The sequence below is a fragment of the Bacillus sp. es.034 genome, assembly GCF_002563655.1.
GTDB lineage: Bacteria > Bacillota > Bacilli > Bacillales > Bacillaceae_B > Rossellomorea.
The window spans coordinates 4,324,210-4,339,484 of sequence record NZ_PDIY01000001.1 but is presented as its reverse complement, the minus strand read 5'-3'; the positions used below and the strand labels follow the sequence as shown (position 1 = coordinate 4,339,484).

Sequence of the window (15,275 nt, the reverse complement as noted above, 5' to 3'; positions counted from 1 at the left end):
CTCACTGGAGGTGCCACATGCTTGATATTAAAACGGATTACGTGTTTAAGAGGATCGAACCGATCAACAAGGGCTGGTCGAGTGATAAGAAATATTTTGTGGAAACGGAGTCGGGGGAAAGGCTGCTGCTCCGGACGGCGAATCGTTCTGAGTATGAGAGTAAGAAAAGCGAGTTCGAGGCAATGAAGCGGGTGGCCGAGTCGGGGATTCCGATGTCTGTTCCCCTTGAGTTCGGAATGAGTGACGATGGCACCAGTTTATATACGCTCTTTGCGTGGTGTGAAGGGGAAGACGCGGCTGACGTGCTTCCTAAGCTGACGGAGGCGGAACAATATGTCCTCGGCCTGAAGTCGGGGCGTTATCTCAAGGAAATCCATTCCACTCCTGCCCCCGCGGATCAAGAAAAGTGGGAAACGAAGTTCAATCGTAAAGTGGATAATAAGATCAGGCAGTACCATGAGTGTCCACTCAAGATTGAATCCGGCGTTCTTATCCTAGAATACATAGAGGCAAACAGGCATCTTCTTAGGGGGCGCCCTCAAACGTTCCATCACGGTGATTACCACGTGGGTAATATGGTTATTTCGGATAGCGGCGAACTCTCCATCATCGACTTCAACCGCCATGACTTCGGCGATCCATGGGAAGAGTTCAACCGCATCGCCTTCAGTGCATCGGCGAGTCCCCATTTTGCCACGGGACAGCTGAACGGCTATTTCAACGGAAGGCCGCCGGAGGATTTCTTCAAGCTCATGACCTTTTATATCAGCAGTAATATGCTGTCGGCCATTCCGTGGGCGATGAAGTTCGGTGAAGAGGAGCTCGACGTCATGAAGAAGCAGGCGAAGGAAGTGCTGGGGTGGTTCGATGGGATGAAGACTCCGGTCCCGACGTGGTATGTGGAGGACTTTTGCCTACAGAACATCGATGGGATTCCGTACAAATTAAAGGCTCCTTACGATTTTTCTTTTTTAAAAAGGTACGGAGAGGTCTTCAAGGTGTATGACGATCAGGACTCGGGCAATATTTGCTTCGGGGTCAGGAATGGTGAAGAGAGGCTGTTCATCAAATTCGCCGGTGCCCCGACAGCGCGATATGAAGGCAAACCGGAAGAAGCGATTACTGGGTTGAAGTCTGCCGTGAACGTGTACGGAGATTTGCGCCATCCCCATCTGGTCAGCTTGATCGGTGCAGAGGAAGTCGGCGGTGGATGTGCGGCCATCTTTGAATGGAGTGACGGGGAGTGCATGGGGAAGATGTATCCCAGATCCCGGGGGAAATTCATGCAGCTACCTGACAGGTCAAGGGTTGACGTGTTCCGTGATATCCTCGACTTTCACATTCATGCAGCGGAGAAAGGGTATGTGGCCATCGATTTCTATGACGGCAGCATTCTCTATGATTTTTCAAAAGAAAAGGCGTTGATCTGCGACATAGACCTATATTCGAAACGCCCTTACACCAATACGATGGGCAGGATGTGGGGGTCGTCACGCTTCATGTCGCCGGAGGAATTCAGGGAAGGTGCCCCGATCGATGAAATCACGAATGTGTATGTGATGGGGGCCACCGCTTTTGCGTTGTTTGGCGGAGAGAAAGACCGTTCCTTCAGTAAATGGCGGCTGAATGAAGCGTTGTATGATGTGGCTCTTAAAGCAGTGAGTGATGAACGTGAGAAGCGTCATGGGTCGCTGGTGGAGTTTAAGAGGGAATGGGATTCAAAAATATGATGGAGGAGCCACGGGACCTGTCCCCCCGTGGCTTTTCTCAAAAAAAAGATGCCCCCAAGCAGCCCATTCTGCTTAGGGGCATCTCTTTTCATTTATTCGCTCTTTCCTTCTTCAATTCAAAATACTTATCCATCACCCGTTTGGAAATGACCTTATTAATGTAAGGATCATGCTCCTGATGGGACCATGGGACGACGGTTGAAAAGGCGATTTCCGGATTGTCGAATGGTGCATATCCGATAAGAGTCGTGTTGTAGGTTGGCTCTGCACTCTCCATGTCCGGTCCTTTGTAAAATGCCTCGGCTGTTCCTGATTTCCCCGCTCCATTGTACGGAGCATCTTTAAACAGATTGGCCGTGCCTTCTGGACCGTGAAAGACCCGGTAGAATCCTTTCTGAACGTGTTCGATTTCTTCACTCGATGCATCGATCCGGTTCAGCACCTCTGGTTCCTGCTTGTACAGGACACTGCCCAACCGGTGTGGCTGGTTGGAAGGTTCACGTACTTCTTTTAACAGATGGGGCTGAACGCGTTTTCCCCCGTTGGCGATACTGGATACGTACTGAGCCAGCTGCATGGGGGTGTATGTGTCGTATTGCCCGATTGCAAAGTCGAGGAGAAGTCCCGGATGTTCAGCGGTTCCTTGATATCCCGGAGACTCCCCGGGGAGATCGATCCCTGTCGGTACACCCAGTCCCATCTGGGCGAAATGCTCCCTGAACGTCCGGAATGCGTCACCTTTCAGCTCAATCGGTGCGTGAGGGACGTAGCGGTTCCCGGCAATACGGAGAGCCACTTTCCACATATACGCGTTGGAGGATTTCTCCAGGGCATAGAGGTCACTAATCGGTCCCGTTTGATTTCCCCATACATTGAACCATGACGTTTTCTTAGGCGTTCCTTTAATATAAAGGGGTTCATCCACAATCATTTCCCCCGGTTCGATATGATCCGTCATATAACCGGTCAGGAGTGTTGCCCCTTTGACAACGGAGCCCGATTCATAGGACGTTGTGTATGCTCCTAACGAATAATCTTCGAATTCGATTTTCCCGTTAGGATGGATTTCCTTCTCTTTCTGACCGACCATCGCTTCGATTTCCCCTGTGTGAGGGTCCATCATGACGACAAAGGCACGGTCCAGGTAAGGAGATCCCTTCGTGCCGATGTGTTTCGACAGTTCTTCCTGGACGATTTTCTCGATCGCTTTTTGCAATTCGACATCAATGCCGAGTACGAGATCTTTCCCGCTCTGTCCCTGCTGGATGACCTTTGTCCCGACGATCTGGCCGTCTTGTATAATGTTCTTGACCTTCTTTTTCTGTCCGTTCAACAGGTCTTCATACTTTAATTCCAGGTAGCTGGTTCCCACGCGGTCATTCCGGTTATATCCTTCTGCGAGATATTCCTGGATCAGATCTTTCGGGATCCCTTCCCTGGTCGACGACACATCGCCAAGCACGGAACGGAGAGTGTGGTCAAGGGGATAAGACCTGGTCCAATCCGTTGTGACGTTCACCCCGGGCAGTTGATCGAGATGTGCGCTCACTTGCGCGTATTCCGTGATGGTCACCCCTTTGTTCTTCACGATTTGAGGGGAAAGGGCGTACCCTTTGGAAATAGTTTGATAGATCACCAGCGCTTCATATTCTTCTTCTGAAAAAGAAGACCATTCCTTTTCACTGATGCGCTCAAGCTTCAATTGATAGATTTTCTGATCGGCTTCTTTTGTCGAGAGCCCCTTCTCTCCCTGGATGCGGTCGATTTCAGAAGGGGAGACCTTCTTCTCTGCCTTTGAAGGATTCATCAAGATCCAGAAATCTTTTTTATCACGTGTCGTGAGGGAATCGGTTTCGACGTCAATCATGCCGGCCAGCTTCTTCGCCACATTCATTAAGTCCTTCTGAGACGAATCAGACGTCCGGGTAAAGGTGATGGCCCTCTCTGGTTTATTATCGACGATCAACTTCCCGTTCCGGTCATATATGCTCCCCCTCGGCACGGGTGAATCCACCGTCACGCTTTCCTTCTTCTCCACCGCCTTCTCATAAGACTGTCCATTCGCAATCTGAACCATCCCGAGCCTGACAATCAGCGTGCTGAATAAAAGAAACACGGTGACAAAGAGAATCTTCATGCGCTTCGGCAGTACCATTTTCTTTGTTTGATCTGCTCTGTTTTTTTTCTTCATAATCATCACCATTTTATAAATATGACTTTATTACAATTAAAACAAAGGCATGACAAAAACCCAAGTGATATGATGGATCGTTCACGAAATCGTTTCAATCAGTACTGATTCCAAAAAACTTCCCATCCTGTACACAGATTGTTAATAGTTTCGTAACATTTACCCTCTAAGATGAAATCAACAGCAAAGTTCAACAGGCAAAATCAATCGAGGAGGAAAAAACATGTTTGAACAAAACAATCAAAATGAAGAAATGAATTCTATGGAAATAAACGATACAGAATTTACAAAAAAAGAAGAGATGCATCGGACTCCGAAGCAGAAGAAGCCGTTTAAAGGAAGGGGATTCCTCAACACGGTTGGTGCGGGGATCATCGGTTCAGTCCTGACTCTGACAGTATTGCCGCAAACGGATTACTATCAGAACCTGGCTCAGCCCCGCGTAGAGCAATCGGCCGACAACGGACAGACAAACACATCATCGAATTCAGGGGTCACGCCGACATCGGTTTCAACCGGGGCAGACGGCGATGTAGCGAATATCGTGGAGGATGCCTCCCAGTCCATCGTCGGAATCGTCAATTATCAGAACCAGAGCCGAATGGGAGCTGCAGAAGCCACTCCAGCCGGAACAGGTTCCGGTGTCCTTTTTAAAAAAGAAGGGGACAGTGCTTTCATCATTACGAACAACCATGTGATTGAAGGCGCGTCGAAGATTGAAGTTTCTCTTTATGACGGGGAAAAGACTGAGGGTGAGCTGATCGGAGCAGACCCGCTGACGGATCTTGCTGTCGTGAAGATTGACGGGAAGTACGCAGACAATCTGTTGGAAGTCGGTGACTCCAGTGCCCTGCGCGCCGGTGAACAGGTCATCGCCATCGGGAACCCGCTTGGACTCGACCTTTCACGGACGGTGACACAGGGGATTGTCAGCGCCGTCGATCGTACGATTCCTGTTCAGACATCTGAAGGCGAATCTGAACTGAACGTCATCCAGACTGACGCAGCGATCAACCCTGGTAACAGCGGCGGGGCGCTCCTGAATTCGAAGGGTGAACTGGTCGGGATCAACAGCGCGAAAATCTCGAACTCCGGTGTAGAAGGACTCGGGTTTGCGATTCCAAGCAAGGACTTCATGCCGATTGTCAGCGAAATCATCAAAACAGGGAAAATCGAGCGTCCGTATATCGGCATCGGGATGAAGAACCTGGCAGATATCCCGCGTTCGTACCTGCCGAATCTTCCTCAATCTGTTGAATCCGGCGTGGTCGTCGCCAATATCGACCCGACATCTGCAGCAGCAGACGCCGGGATCAAAGAAGGGGACGCGATCACCGAAATGAACGGCAAAGCAGTCGAGAATGTAGCCGATCTTAGAAGGCAGCTGTACGGTGGCCTGAAAGTCGGGGATAAAATCGATTTGACCGTCTACCGTGACGGTAAAAAAATGACGGTGAGTCTGACGCTTACTAGTAATGCGATGATGAATGGGTAAGTGTTAGGGGAATGGGTGCGTGCCTGGTACAAACCGGGTGAGTTGTACCAGGTACAAACAGTCCGAAATGTACCAGGTACAAATACACCAAAACGTACCAGGTACACAAATTACCTGCCAATAAATGACCATAAAAGGAGTACGAATAAGTGACTAAGAAAAAACAATCGATCACATTATGGAGCATCATCGGAGGAGTTGTCCTCATCGGATCGCTTCTTGCAGTGTTTGGATTTTCCAAAGAAGATGCAGTTGCCAAAGTGGGAAGCGAGACCATCAGTAAAGACGAGCTGTACACGACGCTTGTGGATCAGTATGGGGATGGCGCCCTGGACACACTGATTGCCGATAAGATCGTGAAGCTTGAGAGTGAGAAGAAGGATCTTACGGTGAAGGATAGTGAAATCAAGAAAGAATTGGAGAATATCAAAGGACAATATGACAGTGAAGAGGCCTTCAATGAGGCACTTGCTTCAAGCGGGTCGGATCTTGATAGTGTCAAAGAAAATATCAAGACGTACCTGTTGACGGAGAAGTTGCTGAAGGACCGGGTCAAGATTACGGATGACCAGATCAAGGAATATTTCGAAGCGAATAAGGATACGTTTGCGCAAAAAGAGCAGGTAGAGGCCAGTCATATCCTGGTGGACGATGAAAAAACGGCAAAAGAAGTGAAAGCGAAACTCGATGACGGCGGAGATTTTGCCGAACTTGCGAAAGAGTATTCCACGGATACGTCGAATGCCGATTCAGGCGGGAAGCTTGGTTATTTTGGCAAAGGTGAAATGGTGGCGGAGTTTGATGATAAGGCGTTTTCAATGAAGAAAGGCGAAATCAGTGAGCCGGTGAAGACGGAGTTCGGCTACCACATCATCAAGGTGACAGGTAAGAAGGAAGCGAAAGAGGCGGTCCTTGCCGATCATAAAGATGAAATCAAGGACATCCTGTTTGATCAGGCCCTTCAGACGGAGTATGGAACGTGGCTTTCAGAGAAGAAGAAAGAGTATAAGATCGAAAAAACCTTAAAAGATTCATAATCCGGTCATGGTTCGTTCATGATTTGGCCATAGTTTCTGGACATAATGATAGAGCAGCTGCAACTACTAAAAAGGAGGAAATCAAATGAACAATAAGAGAGCACTCGCACTCGCTGGTGTGTTAGCAATCGGGATCGCAGGGGCCATCCCTGCTTTCGCAGCTGAGGAGGATGCCGGGAAGACGGATGATACGGCGGTCGTCAGTGAAAAGTCCGAACCGGTATTTGGCGGTCATCATGGCGGACCGGGGAAGTTCCAGTTGAATGAAGATGAGCTGAAGGAAAAAGCCGAAGAACTTGGAATCGACACCACCGATAAGGACACACGGGAACTCGCCAAAGAGATCATGGATGCGGTACTTCAGAAGAGAGCTAAAGCATTGGGAATCGATACCGATGGGAAAGCCCCCCGGGCCATCATGGACGAAATCCGCCAGGCGGAGCTGAACAAGAAAGCGAAGGAGCTGGGCATTTCGACTGACGGAAAAGACGGCGAAGAGCTCGCTGGAGAAGTAAGGGAAGCCTTGGTGAAACAACAGGCGAAAGAGCTTGGAGTCGAGACCGAGGGTAAAGAGTTGAACGAACTCGCTGGTGAAGTGAGAGAAGCCGCCCTTACGAAACAGGCGAAGGAGCTGGGCATCGAGACCGAAGGAAAAGATCATCATGAATTGCAGCAGGAAGTATTCGAAGCGTCCATCCTGAAAGCCGCGAAACAACTCGGCGTTGAAACGGAAGGCAAAACCTCTAGGCAACTGATGGACGAAATCATGACGGAACATGCCGGTGAAGCGAAGAAACTGGATTTCTTCCCTTTCCATAAGGAAGAGGGCTTGTTTTTCCACATGGGAGGTAAGGGTCATCACGGTCCCGGTCACGGAAAAGGACCTCATGAAGTTCCTCAGAGTGATCAAGATAGTGAATCATTATAGGAACGGAAATCCCCGCCATATGAGCGGGGGTTTTTCGATTGAAGGATATCAATAGAAGGAATTGGCCAAAACGATTATAATTTAAATAGAGAGAAATCGGGAAGGTTCCCGTCCCCGTGGCTCGGAAAGGAGCGATGTTCATGAACGTGTTGGTCGTAGAAGACAATCAAAGCGTCACAAGCATGCTTGAGATGTTTTTTTCAAAAGAAGATATAAAGGGTGAGTTTGTCCATGACGGTGCTGAAGGATACCGTCGTTATCAGGAAGGCGAGTGGGATCTTGTCATCCTCGACTGGATGCTTCCCGGGATGGACGGGGTGACGATCTGCCGGAAGATCAGGGAAGAAGGATCCCAGGTTCCGGTCATCATGCTGACGGCGAAGGATAGTGAGTCCGATCAGGTGCTCGGCCTTGAGCTCGGGGCCGATGATTATGTGACGAAGCCCTTTTCACCTCTTGCCCTGATGGCGAGGATCCGGGCGGTGACCCGGCGTTATCAAGGTCAAGGAGAGAAGAGTAGTACTGGGACTCAGGATGTTGACACGTCCGATTTCCGGATCAGCAAGGAAACCCGTGAAGTTTTCCTGAAAGGCGTGCCCCTTACGAATTTGACGCCGAAAGAGTTTGAACTTCTCTATTATCTTTCCCGGAATCCGAGGCAGGTGTTCTCAAGGGAGCAGCTTCTGGAGCGGGTATGGGGCTATGACTTCTATGGGGACGAGCGTACGGTGGATGTACATATCAAGCGGCTCCGCAATAAGATCGGAAGCAAAGAAAAGCCGTACCTGCATACGGTGTGGGGCGTAGGCTATAAATTCGATGAGGCGGCGGCCGGGGATGAAGTTTAGGTATCTGTATCAGCTGCTTCTCAGTCATACGAGCGTCCTCATCATCGCCTTCATGATCCTCGGACTCCTGTTTTCCCATTATGTCGAAAATCTGGTGTATGAAAATAAGGTGACGGAGCTCCGGACGTATGGTGATAAAATTTTATCAGATCTTGAGCGGCCAAGTCCGAGACGGCCCCTGTATCTGGATGAATACAGCAACCTGCTGCATGCCCGGAATATTGATGTGATCACTTTCAATCGTCAGGGAGAAGTATCTTTTTCAAGTGGAGGGGTATATCCGCGGATCGAGCTCTCGAAAGAGGAATGGCAACAAATCGAGAGCGGCGAAACTGTTCCGTTGAAAAAAGATTTCGGACGTTTTGACCAGGCGGTATCACTCGTCATCATGCCCCGTGTGGTCAATGACCAGCTGACAGGCGGACTGATCCTGATTTCCCCGATCAGCGGGACGAGGGAAATGCTGAGTGAAATCAATCAATATTTGCTGTATATCGTTCTGCTGGCACTCGCCATCTCCGTTCTCGTCAGCTTGTTCCTATCGAAGCTCCACGTAAAACGGATTCAGCGGATGAGGGATGCCACGTCCAAGGTATCGTCGGGAGATTATGATGTTCATGTGCCGAGCTCTAACTTCGATGAAATCGGCGATCTGGCTGAAGATTTTAATGAAATGGTGACGAAACTCCGGGCATCGAAAGAGGAAATCGACGCCTTGGAAAACCGGAGACGCCAGTTCATGGCGGATGTCTCCCATGAACTGAGGACCCCGCTGACGACGATCCGCGGTGTTATCGAAGGGATCCGGAACGACATGATCCCCGATGAACAGAAAGAGAAGAGCTTCGGTCTTGTCAGTCAGGAAACGAAGCGGCTCATCCGCCTCGTAAACGAGAATCTGGATTATGAGAAAATCCGGTCCAATCAGGTGGTCCTCTCGAAAGTGACCCTGCCGTTACTCGATCTCTTCGAAGTCATCAAGGATCAGCTCGATCTGCAGGCAGAGGAAAAAGGGAACACCATCACGATACTGGCAGACGAAGGTGCAGTGGTGCATGCCGACTATGACCGTCTCGTCCAAATCCTGATCAACATCACAAAAAACAGCACCCAGTTCACCACGGGTGGAACGATCACGTTGAGGGGATCTTCTTCCGAAAACGAAACGGTCATTGAAATCGAAGACAACGGGATCGGCATGGATCCTGAGGAAATCAAGTCCATTTGGCGCCGTTTTTATAAAGCGGATCTGTCCCGGACGAATAATCCGTACGGTGAATTCGGCATCGGACTCTCCATCGTGAAGCAATTGGTCCTTATGCATGAAGGCTCGATTGATGTGGTCAGTGAGAAGGGGGAGGGGACGAGGTTTGTGATTCGGCTGCCGCTTTGACGGGTGGTAAAGCGAAAACCACGGGGACAGGCACCTTGGCGCATCTGTCCCCGTTTTTTTCATCAGCCCGCTACGGTTTGATCCCAAGGTATCTTTCAATGCGCTCGACCCTTTCGAGCAGTCGTTGCACTTTTCGATTCAACTGGGAAACATGTGCTTCAATCATGTGCACATGGGTATCATACCCTCCTGTATATTGTCTGTGATAAGGATGGCATCTGGGGTCAGGTGGATAGACAACTTGATTCCCCGGTGTTCGGTACTGATACATACGGTCACTCTCCCATTTCATTGGTCTATTCGGACGTTGAGATACTATATGTCTTTATCTGTCCATTCGTTCATTGTCACTTGGGAGATGATCTTTAAAAAGGTCGATGAACAGGGTGCCATTGCTGTTGCTTTGCCCTCCATGATCAACTCAATGGGAATGGAAAGAGAGGGGGAAGGGTTCATATCAATGTTCGTATCAAATCCCATATTGGCAATGCAGGAACCGACCGTGATTTGACAGGGCAAAGCTGTAATGATTTTTGTGTGAATTAATATGTTTACCAATGGCTAACGTGACAATGACCAATAAAAGAAAACTGATCATCGTTCTTACGACAGCGATTAAAACTTCATCCATAGGGTATCTCCTTATTGAAGGTATTCATTCCCATTATGGACAAAGGATGGAGAGAGAAGACGAACATGCAAAATCTTGTCCAATAAAAATAAAATAAATCACAAGCAGCTCATTTCAGTTATAATAGAGTATATAGTATGAGTTTTTTGAAATATTTTAAAATTACTGAAAGTAGGGAAGCAAAACCGATGAATCACTTTGAACTATTGACCGGTCTACTTCTTAACCTTCTTGCCATATTGATCATCATTTTACTGATAAGCTTTCATTATCTTTCCCGAAATAAAGTACATAAGCTTCACATCAAACCGCTGTCGATCTATTTGGCCAGTTCGCTTCTTCTGTTACTCAGCCTTGCGTTAAGTGTCCGTTTGGAAGATGGATTTGTATATGATCTGCGGTTCATTCCTTTTCTGCTTGGGGGAATCTATGGCGGGAATCGGGTCCTGCCCTGGCTTGCTCTTACGATGATCGCTATCCGTGCCCCGATGATGGGACCTGGACTATGGGTGACCGTGGTCATGGCGGTTCTCTTTACGCTGTTGATTCTGTATATGCGTCCGAAGTGGGAGGGGAAAGCCTGGATAACGAGGGTGTACTGGTATACGCTATTTGCGTTCGGGTACTCGGTTCTTTCGTTATGGATCCCGTCCTTGATCTTTCACTTCACTTATGACAATTCGTTCATGATCTATTCGGCTGTCCTGACCGGGTCGACGTTCTTCGTCTTTTATCTGTGTGAAATCATCCGGACCATCTATATCCTTCAGCTGGAAGCGATCAAATACGAGAAGATGCAGGTGGTCAGTCACCTGGCGGCCAGCATGAGTCATGAAGTACGGAATCCACTTACCACGGTGAAGGGGTTCCTTCAGCTGATCAATGAAGATCCAACCAATGTCAGTACGAATCGTGAGCTATCGAAGGTCGCTGTCAGGGAGATCGACCGGGCGACAGAGGTGATCAATCAATACTTGAACTTTGCCCGGCCTCACCCTGAGCTTGAGGTAGAGGTGGATATCCGGGATGAGATGAACCGGTCCAAGGAAATCATCATGCCCCTGGCTGTGAAAAAAGGCATCATCCTGAAGGTGAATATTTTACATCATCACGCCATCAAGGGAGATCCCAACAAGCTCCAACAGATTCTCATCAATATCATGAAAAATGGTCTGGAGGCAATGGAAGTTGGGGGGACGCTCCGGGTCTTCAGCTACCAGGAAAACGATAAGGTGTTCATCGTCATCAACGATACGGGAATCGGCATGACGAAAGAACAACTCATGCGCCTCGGCGAACCATACTTCTCCATGAAAGGCAAAAACGGGACAGGCCTCGGCATGATGACCGCCTACCAACTCACAGAAGGTATGAAAGGCACCATCAATGTCCTAAGCAAACCCGGCAAAGGGACCTCCGTCATCCTCTCCTTCCCCATCTACAAAGAAGAGGAAGAAGGAACCCTGGCTAAGCCGGCCCACACAACAAAGGTCCGTCCCTCATTGCGGTAGGGACGGACCTTCGTTTTTTGAAGGGCGAGGGACGGACCTCTGTTTTCAAGTCATTTTGAGTGTGAAACCCATTGGCGTGGGGATTTTGGCTGGGTTTTCAGAGGTCCGTCCCTCTCAGTTTGAAACTTTTTACATGTACGACCGTATAGATAAGTAAGAGTACTCCAGAAAGGAATGGATCCTGTGAATGGAATCTTACTGATCATCATATTAGGAGCATCCGGATGTGCCATTGTGGGGACGGTCTTTCTTGTGAATAAAGCACTGGCTCAATACATGCACAACCGAAAAGGAATTGATCAGCAGTCAGCGATCGTCACTTGTCCGAATTGTGGGGCGGAGAATAAGCGCCAGATGAATGGGCAGCATTGCAGGGAGTGTTATGAGGCGTTTTAAGCAGAGGGTTGAGTCCTCTTGAAATGAGGCATGCGAAATAGGAAGGAAGGAGTGGATACACATGATTTGGTTATTCATACTGGGTCCTATCGTTCTCGTCTCAGGCATCGCGATTTACTTTGAGAAAAAGTCAGGTATGACGCCTCCTGATCTGACGGAGCACGCGATGCAAATCGATGAAGCGGATAAGAATGCCAATATGCACAACAATTCAGGTGGTTCATAAAGAATGGTCAGGAGCTATGCGCCCTGGCAATTTATTCCGTTGAGGGACGGACCCCGATTTTCTGCTCGTTTTAGAGGTGAAACCCATTGAAATGGGGCTTTTGAATGGAATTTAAGAGGTCCGTCCCTCTCGCCGAACGGCGGTTTCTTCTGTAGAATAAACAGAAAGACGAGTGGAAGGAAGTGAGCCGATTGATTAAGTATGAATGTCTTCATCATGTGAGTTTGAGTGTGACGGATATTGAGAAGGCGAAAGCCTTTTATGGGAACGTCCTGTGTTTAAAGGAAATCCCGCGTCCGGATTTTGATTTTCCCGGGGCCTGGTATGATATTGAGGGCCAGCAGCTTCATCTGATTGCGGATTTGTCTTCCCAAACACTCCGGGAGAACAAACATCTTTCCAGCCGGGAAGGGCATTTTGCCCTCAGAGTGGAGAACTACCATGATACGCTCCGATGGTTAAAGGAAAATGGCATAGAGGTCCTCGAGAAGCCCCATTCCAAAAGCGGCTTTGCCCAGATTTTCTGTGCAGATCCGGATGGGAATCTGATCGAATTGAATGTGGATCAAAGAGAGTTGTAAAAGTAACCGGCAGGAGCTCCTTCTCATGAGAAGAGCTCTTGTTTTTTTTGCCATGACCCTGATCATCCCATTACCATTCAAATTTGCCAATCGTTTCAGTGAATGTTCTGTCCTCCTTTTTCAAATACTGAATGAATAGTAGATCAATCCAAAAGGGTGGTTTAATTGAAAGAACAATGCAATAGCACGACGAAGATTAGTAATTGGTGTGTGGTGAGCATGGCATCGATTCCTTTGGTCATGACCTTGGGGAACTCCATGCTGATTCCTGTTCTGCCGATTTTTGAAAAAGAGGTGGGGATCACCTCTTTTCAGACCAGTATGATTATTACAAGTTATTCGATTGCGTCGATCTTTCTGATTCCAGTGGCAGGATATTTGTCCGATCGCTTCGGCAGGAAGGTAGTCATCCTGCCTAGTTTGCTGATTGCGTTAATTGGCGGATTGGTTGCAGGGTATGCTTCCTGGAAGATGGACGATCCTTTCACGTGGATCATTATCGGACGTGTCCTGCAGGGAATCGGTGCTGCCGGGGCGGCTCCGATCATCCTGCCCCTGGTGGGTGATTTGTATAAAGATGATGATGAAAAGACGAGTTCCTGTCTTGGATTGATCGAGACGTCCAACACATTCGGCAAGGTGCTGAGTCCCATATTGGGGGCTTTGTTTGCTGCGTATTTATGGTATCTTCCGTTCTTCTCTATTTCTGTTTTCAGTCTCATTTCGATTGTTCTTGTTATCTTTTTCATTAAAGTTCCTAAGAAGAAGGAAGACCCCGTGGCCCTTTCAGCCTTCATCCAGAGTACGAAGAAAATTTTCAAACAGGAGGGAAAATGGATCTTTACGGTCTTTCTGGTCGGGATTTATATTATGCTCGTCCTGTTTGCCATCCTGTTTTTCCTGTCTGATTCATTGGAGAAAACCCATGGATTATACGGGGTGAAAAAAGGCTTTGTTCTTGCCATTCCATTACTGGCGCTCTGCATTTCTTCCTTTATTACAGGCAGGAAGATCAAAGGTGAACTGAAGGTCATGAAGGTGATCATGACGGTGAGTTTGGTTCTGATGAGCATCAGTGTCGCCTTGATCGGATTTGTCGATCAGCGACTGATTCTTCTCCTGGTGGTCTCAAGCTTCCTCGGTCTCTCGATCGGAGCTCTCCTGCCGACGATGGACGCGTTGATCACTGAAAACATCGAGAAAGAAGAGAGGGGAACGATTTCCTCCTTCTATAGTTCATCCCGGTTCATCGGGGTGGCTGCAGGTCCGCCGCTCATGGCTGTATTGATGAAATCCCTCCTGAATGTAAGCCTCATTGGAGCGGGAGTCCTTGGCATTCTGATGTTTTTGCTTGTGTTGATTTTTATCAAGCCTGAAAAGTCTGGTTCAGCGACAGAAGGAGGTAAAAAATGAAACCTTTGGATAGCGATTTTTCCGATTCCCATCTCCCTTTCTACAGTATAAACAGTGGAAAGGGGAAGGAAGTGCGCAACGACCTGTATTATTGGACCAATCAGATCGTCAATATCTGTTTCTACGGGACTCCGGGAAGCAGGGAATGGGTGCTGATTGATTGTGGGATGCCTCATTCAAAGGAAAGAATCATGGAGGCGGCAGAAGAACGCTTCGGACATTCCGGTAAACCAAGGGCGATTGTGTTGACACATGGGCATTTCGATCATGTCGGTTCATTGGAGCCGCTCTTAGAAGAATGGGATGTGCCCGTGTTTGCACATGAACTGGAAATCCCTTACCTCAACGGAAAAAAGGATTATCCAAAAGGAGATCCGACCGTGGATGGGGGATTGGTGAGCGAATTGTCCCCCCTATACCCACATCACGGCATTGATGTTTCTGACAGCCTTCACATGCTTCCGGCAAATGGTGAGGTTCCCTTTATGCCTGGGTGGAAATGGGTCCATACACCAGGTCACACACCGGGACATGTGTCCATTTATCGTGAGAACGACGGGACATTGATTGCAGGGGACGCATTTGTGACAGTGAAGCAGGAATCCTTATATAAGGTCGTGCTTCAGAAAAAAGAAATCAGCGGTCCTCCTAAATATTTCACGATGGATTGGGAGGCGGCCAGGGAGTCGGTGAAGACATTATCCAATCTGAATCCGGCGAGAGCGGTCACTGGTCATGGAGAAGTGATGGAGGGTAAAGAGCTGGAAGATTCCTTAAGCGACTTGATCGAACATTTTGATGAGAGAGCTTTACCTGCTGATTGGAACGGGCATTAGCCCATTTAACAAGGATAATGTTGCACCCTTGGGGAAAAGTAAACAACACATACCCATTT

Annotated in this window: 15 protein-coding genes; 12 read left to right on the top strand and 3 right to left on the bottom strand. The window is 48.5% G+C overall.

Annotated elements, in window-relative coordinates; all coding sequences use genetic code 11:
- Positions 1 to 17: 17 nt before the first annotated feature.
- Entirely contained in the window at positions 18 to 1,730 is a 1,713-nt protein-coding gene (locus tag ATG71_RS24045) for a phosphotransferase (protein ID WP_098441535.1), read from the top strand.
- Between the two features lie 88 nt (positions 1,731 to 1,818).
- On the opposite strand, the gene ATG71_RS22200 is transcribed toward ATG71_RS24045, so the two are convergent.
- Positions 1,819 to 3,921: a peptidoglycan D,D-transpeptidase FtsI family protein gene (locus tag ATG71_RS22200; RefSeq protein ID WP_098441534.1), complete on the bottom strand. Its 2,103-nt coding sequence runs from the start codon at positions 3,919 to 3,921 to the stop codon at positions 1,819 to 1,821.
- Positions 3,922 to 4,144: 223 nt separating this feature from the next.
- Between ATG71_RS22200 and ATG71_RS22195 the strand changes: the two genes are divergently transcribed.
- The 5 genes from ATG71_RS22195 to ATG71_RS22175 all read left to right on the top strand — a co-directional run bounded on the left by ATG71_RS22195 (position 4,145) and on the right by ATG71_RS22175 (position 9,622).
- Positions 4,145 to 5,416: a S1C family serine protease gene (locus ATG71_RS22195; protein ID WP_098441533.1), complete on the top strand. Its 1,272-nt coding sequence runs from the start codon at positions 4,145 to 4,147 to the stop codon at positions 5,414 to 5,416.
- Positions 5,417 to 5,565: 149 nt separating this feature from the next.
- Positions 5,566 to 6,453 (top strand): peptidylprolyl isomerase, encoded by an 888-nt coding sequence (locus ATG71_RS22190; RefSeq protein ID WP_098441532.1) that lies wholly within the window; start codon positions 5,566 to 5,568, stop codon positions 6,451 to 6,453.
- Between the two features lie 85 nt (positions 6,454 to 6,538).
- Positions 6,539 to 7,381, top strand: coding sequence for a hypothetical protein (locus tag ATG71_RS22185; RefSeq protein WP_098441531.1), 843 nt, complete (start codon positions 6,539 to 6,541; stop codon positions 7,379 to 7,381).
- Between the two features lie 140 nt (positions 7,382 to 7,521).
- Complete coding sequence (locus tag ATG71_RS22180) at positions 7,522 to 8,229, top strand: response regulator transcription factor (RefSeq protein ID WP_098441530.1); 708 nt, start codon at positions 7,522 to 7,524, stop codon at positions 8,227 to 8,229.
- The gene (locus tag ATG71_RS22175) at positions 8,219 to 9,622 is read left to right on the top strand and encodes a sensor histidine kinase (protein WP_098441529.1); all 1,404 of its coding nucleotides are present in this window, start codon (positions 8,219 to 8,221) and stop codon (positions 9,620 to 9,622) included. Before ATG71_RS22180 ends, ATG71_RS22175 begins: the two co-directional genes overlap by 11 nt.
- A 70-nt stretch (positions 9,623 to 9,692) precedes the next feature.
- Here ATG71_RS22175 and ATG71_RS22170 read toward each other — a convergent pair whose 3' ends face one another.
- Entirely contained in the window at positions 9,693 to 9,893 is a 201-nt protein-coding gene (locus tag ATG71_RS22170; protein WP_098441528.1) for a hypothetical protein, read from the bottom strand.
- 198 nt (positions 9,894 to 10,091) lie between these two features.
- On the bottom strand, positions 10,092 to 10,253 hold the full coding sequence (locus ATG71_RS23555) for a hypothetical protein (protein ID WP_179886613.1): 162 nt from the start codon (positions 10,251 to 10,253) through the stop codon (positions 10,092 to 10,094).
- Positions 10,254 to 10,441: 188 nt separating this feature from the next.
- On the opposite strand from ATG71_RS23555, the gene ATG71_RS22160 reads away from it, so the two are divergent.
- The 6 genes from ATG71_RS22160 to ATG71_RS22140 all read left to right on the top strand — a co-directional run bounded on the left by ATG71_RS22160 (position 10,442) and on the right by ATG71_RS22140 (position 15,216).
- Complete coding sequence (locus tag ATG71_RS22160) at positions 10,442 to 11,764, top strand: sensor histidine kinase (protein WP_179886612.1); 1,323 nt, start codon at positions 10,442 to 10,444, stop codon at positions 11,762 to 11,764.
- 183 nt (positions 11,765 to 11,947) lie between these two features.
- On the top strand, positions 11,948 to 12,160 hold the full coding sequence (locus tag ATG71_RS22155) for a hypothetical protein (RefSeq protein WP_142953510.1): 213 nt from the start codon (positions 11,948 to 11,950) through the stop codon (positions 12,158 to 12,160).
- Positions 12,161 to 12,221: 61 nt separating this feature from the next.
- Positions 12,222 to 12,386: a hypothetical protein gene (locus tag ATG71_RS23550; RefSeq protein WP_179886611.1), complete on the top strand. Its 165-nt coding sequence runs from the start codon at positions 12,222 to 12,224 to the stop codon at positions 12,384 to 12,386.
- Positions 12,387 to 12,577: 191 nt separating this feature from the next.
- Entirely contained in the window at positions 12,578 to 12,967 is a 390-nt protein-coding gene (locus ATG71_RS22150; RefSeq protein WP_098441524.1) for a VOC family protein, read from the top strand.
- A gap of 219 nt (positions 12,968 to 13,186) precedes the next feature.
- Positions 13,187 to 14,380: an MFS transporter gene (locus tag ATG71_RS22145; RefSeq protein WP_098441523.1), complete on the top strand. Its 1,194-nt coding sequence runs from the start codon at positions 13,187 to 13,189 to the stop codon at positions 14,378 to 14,380.
- The gene (locus ATG71_RS22140; RefSeq protein ID WP_098441522.1) at positions 14,377 to 15,216 is read left to right on the top strand and encodes an MBL fold metallo-hydrolase; all 840 of its coding nucleotides are present in this window, start codon (positions 14,377 to 14,379) and stop codon (positions 15,214 to 15,216) included. Before ATG71_RS22145 ends, ATG71_RS22140 begins: the two co-directional genes overlap by 4 nt.
- Positions 15,217 to 15,275: the final 59 nt, after the last annotated feature.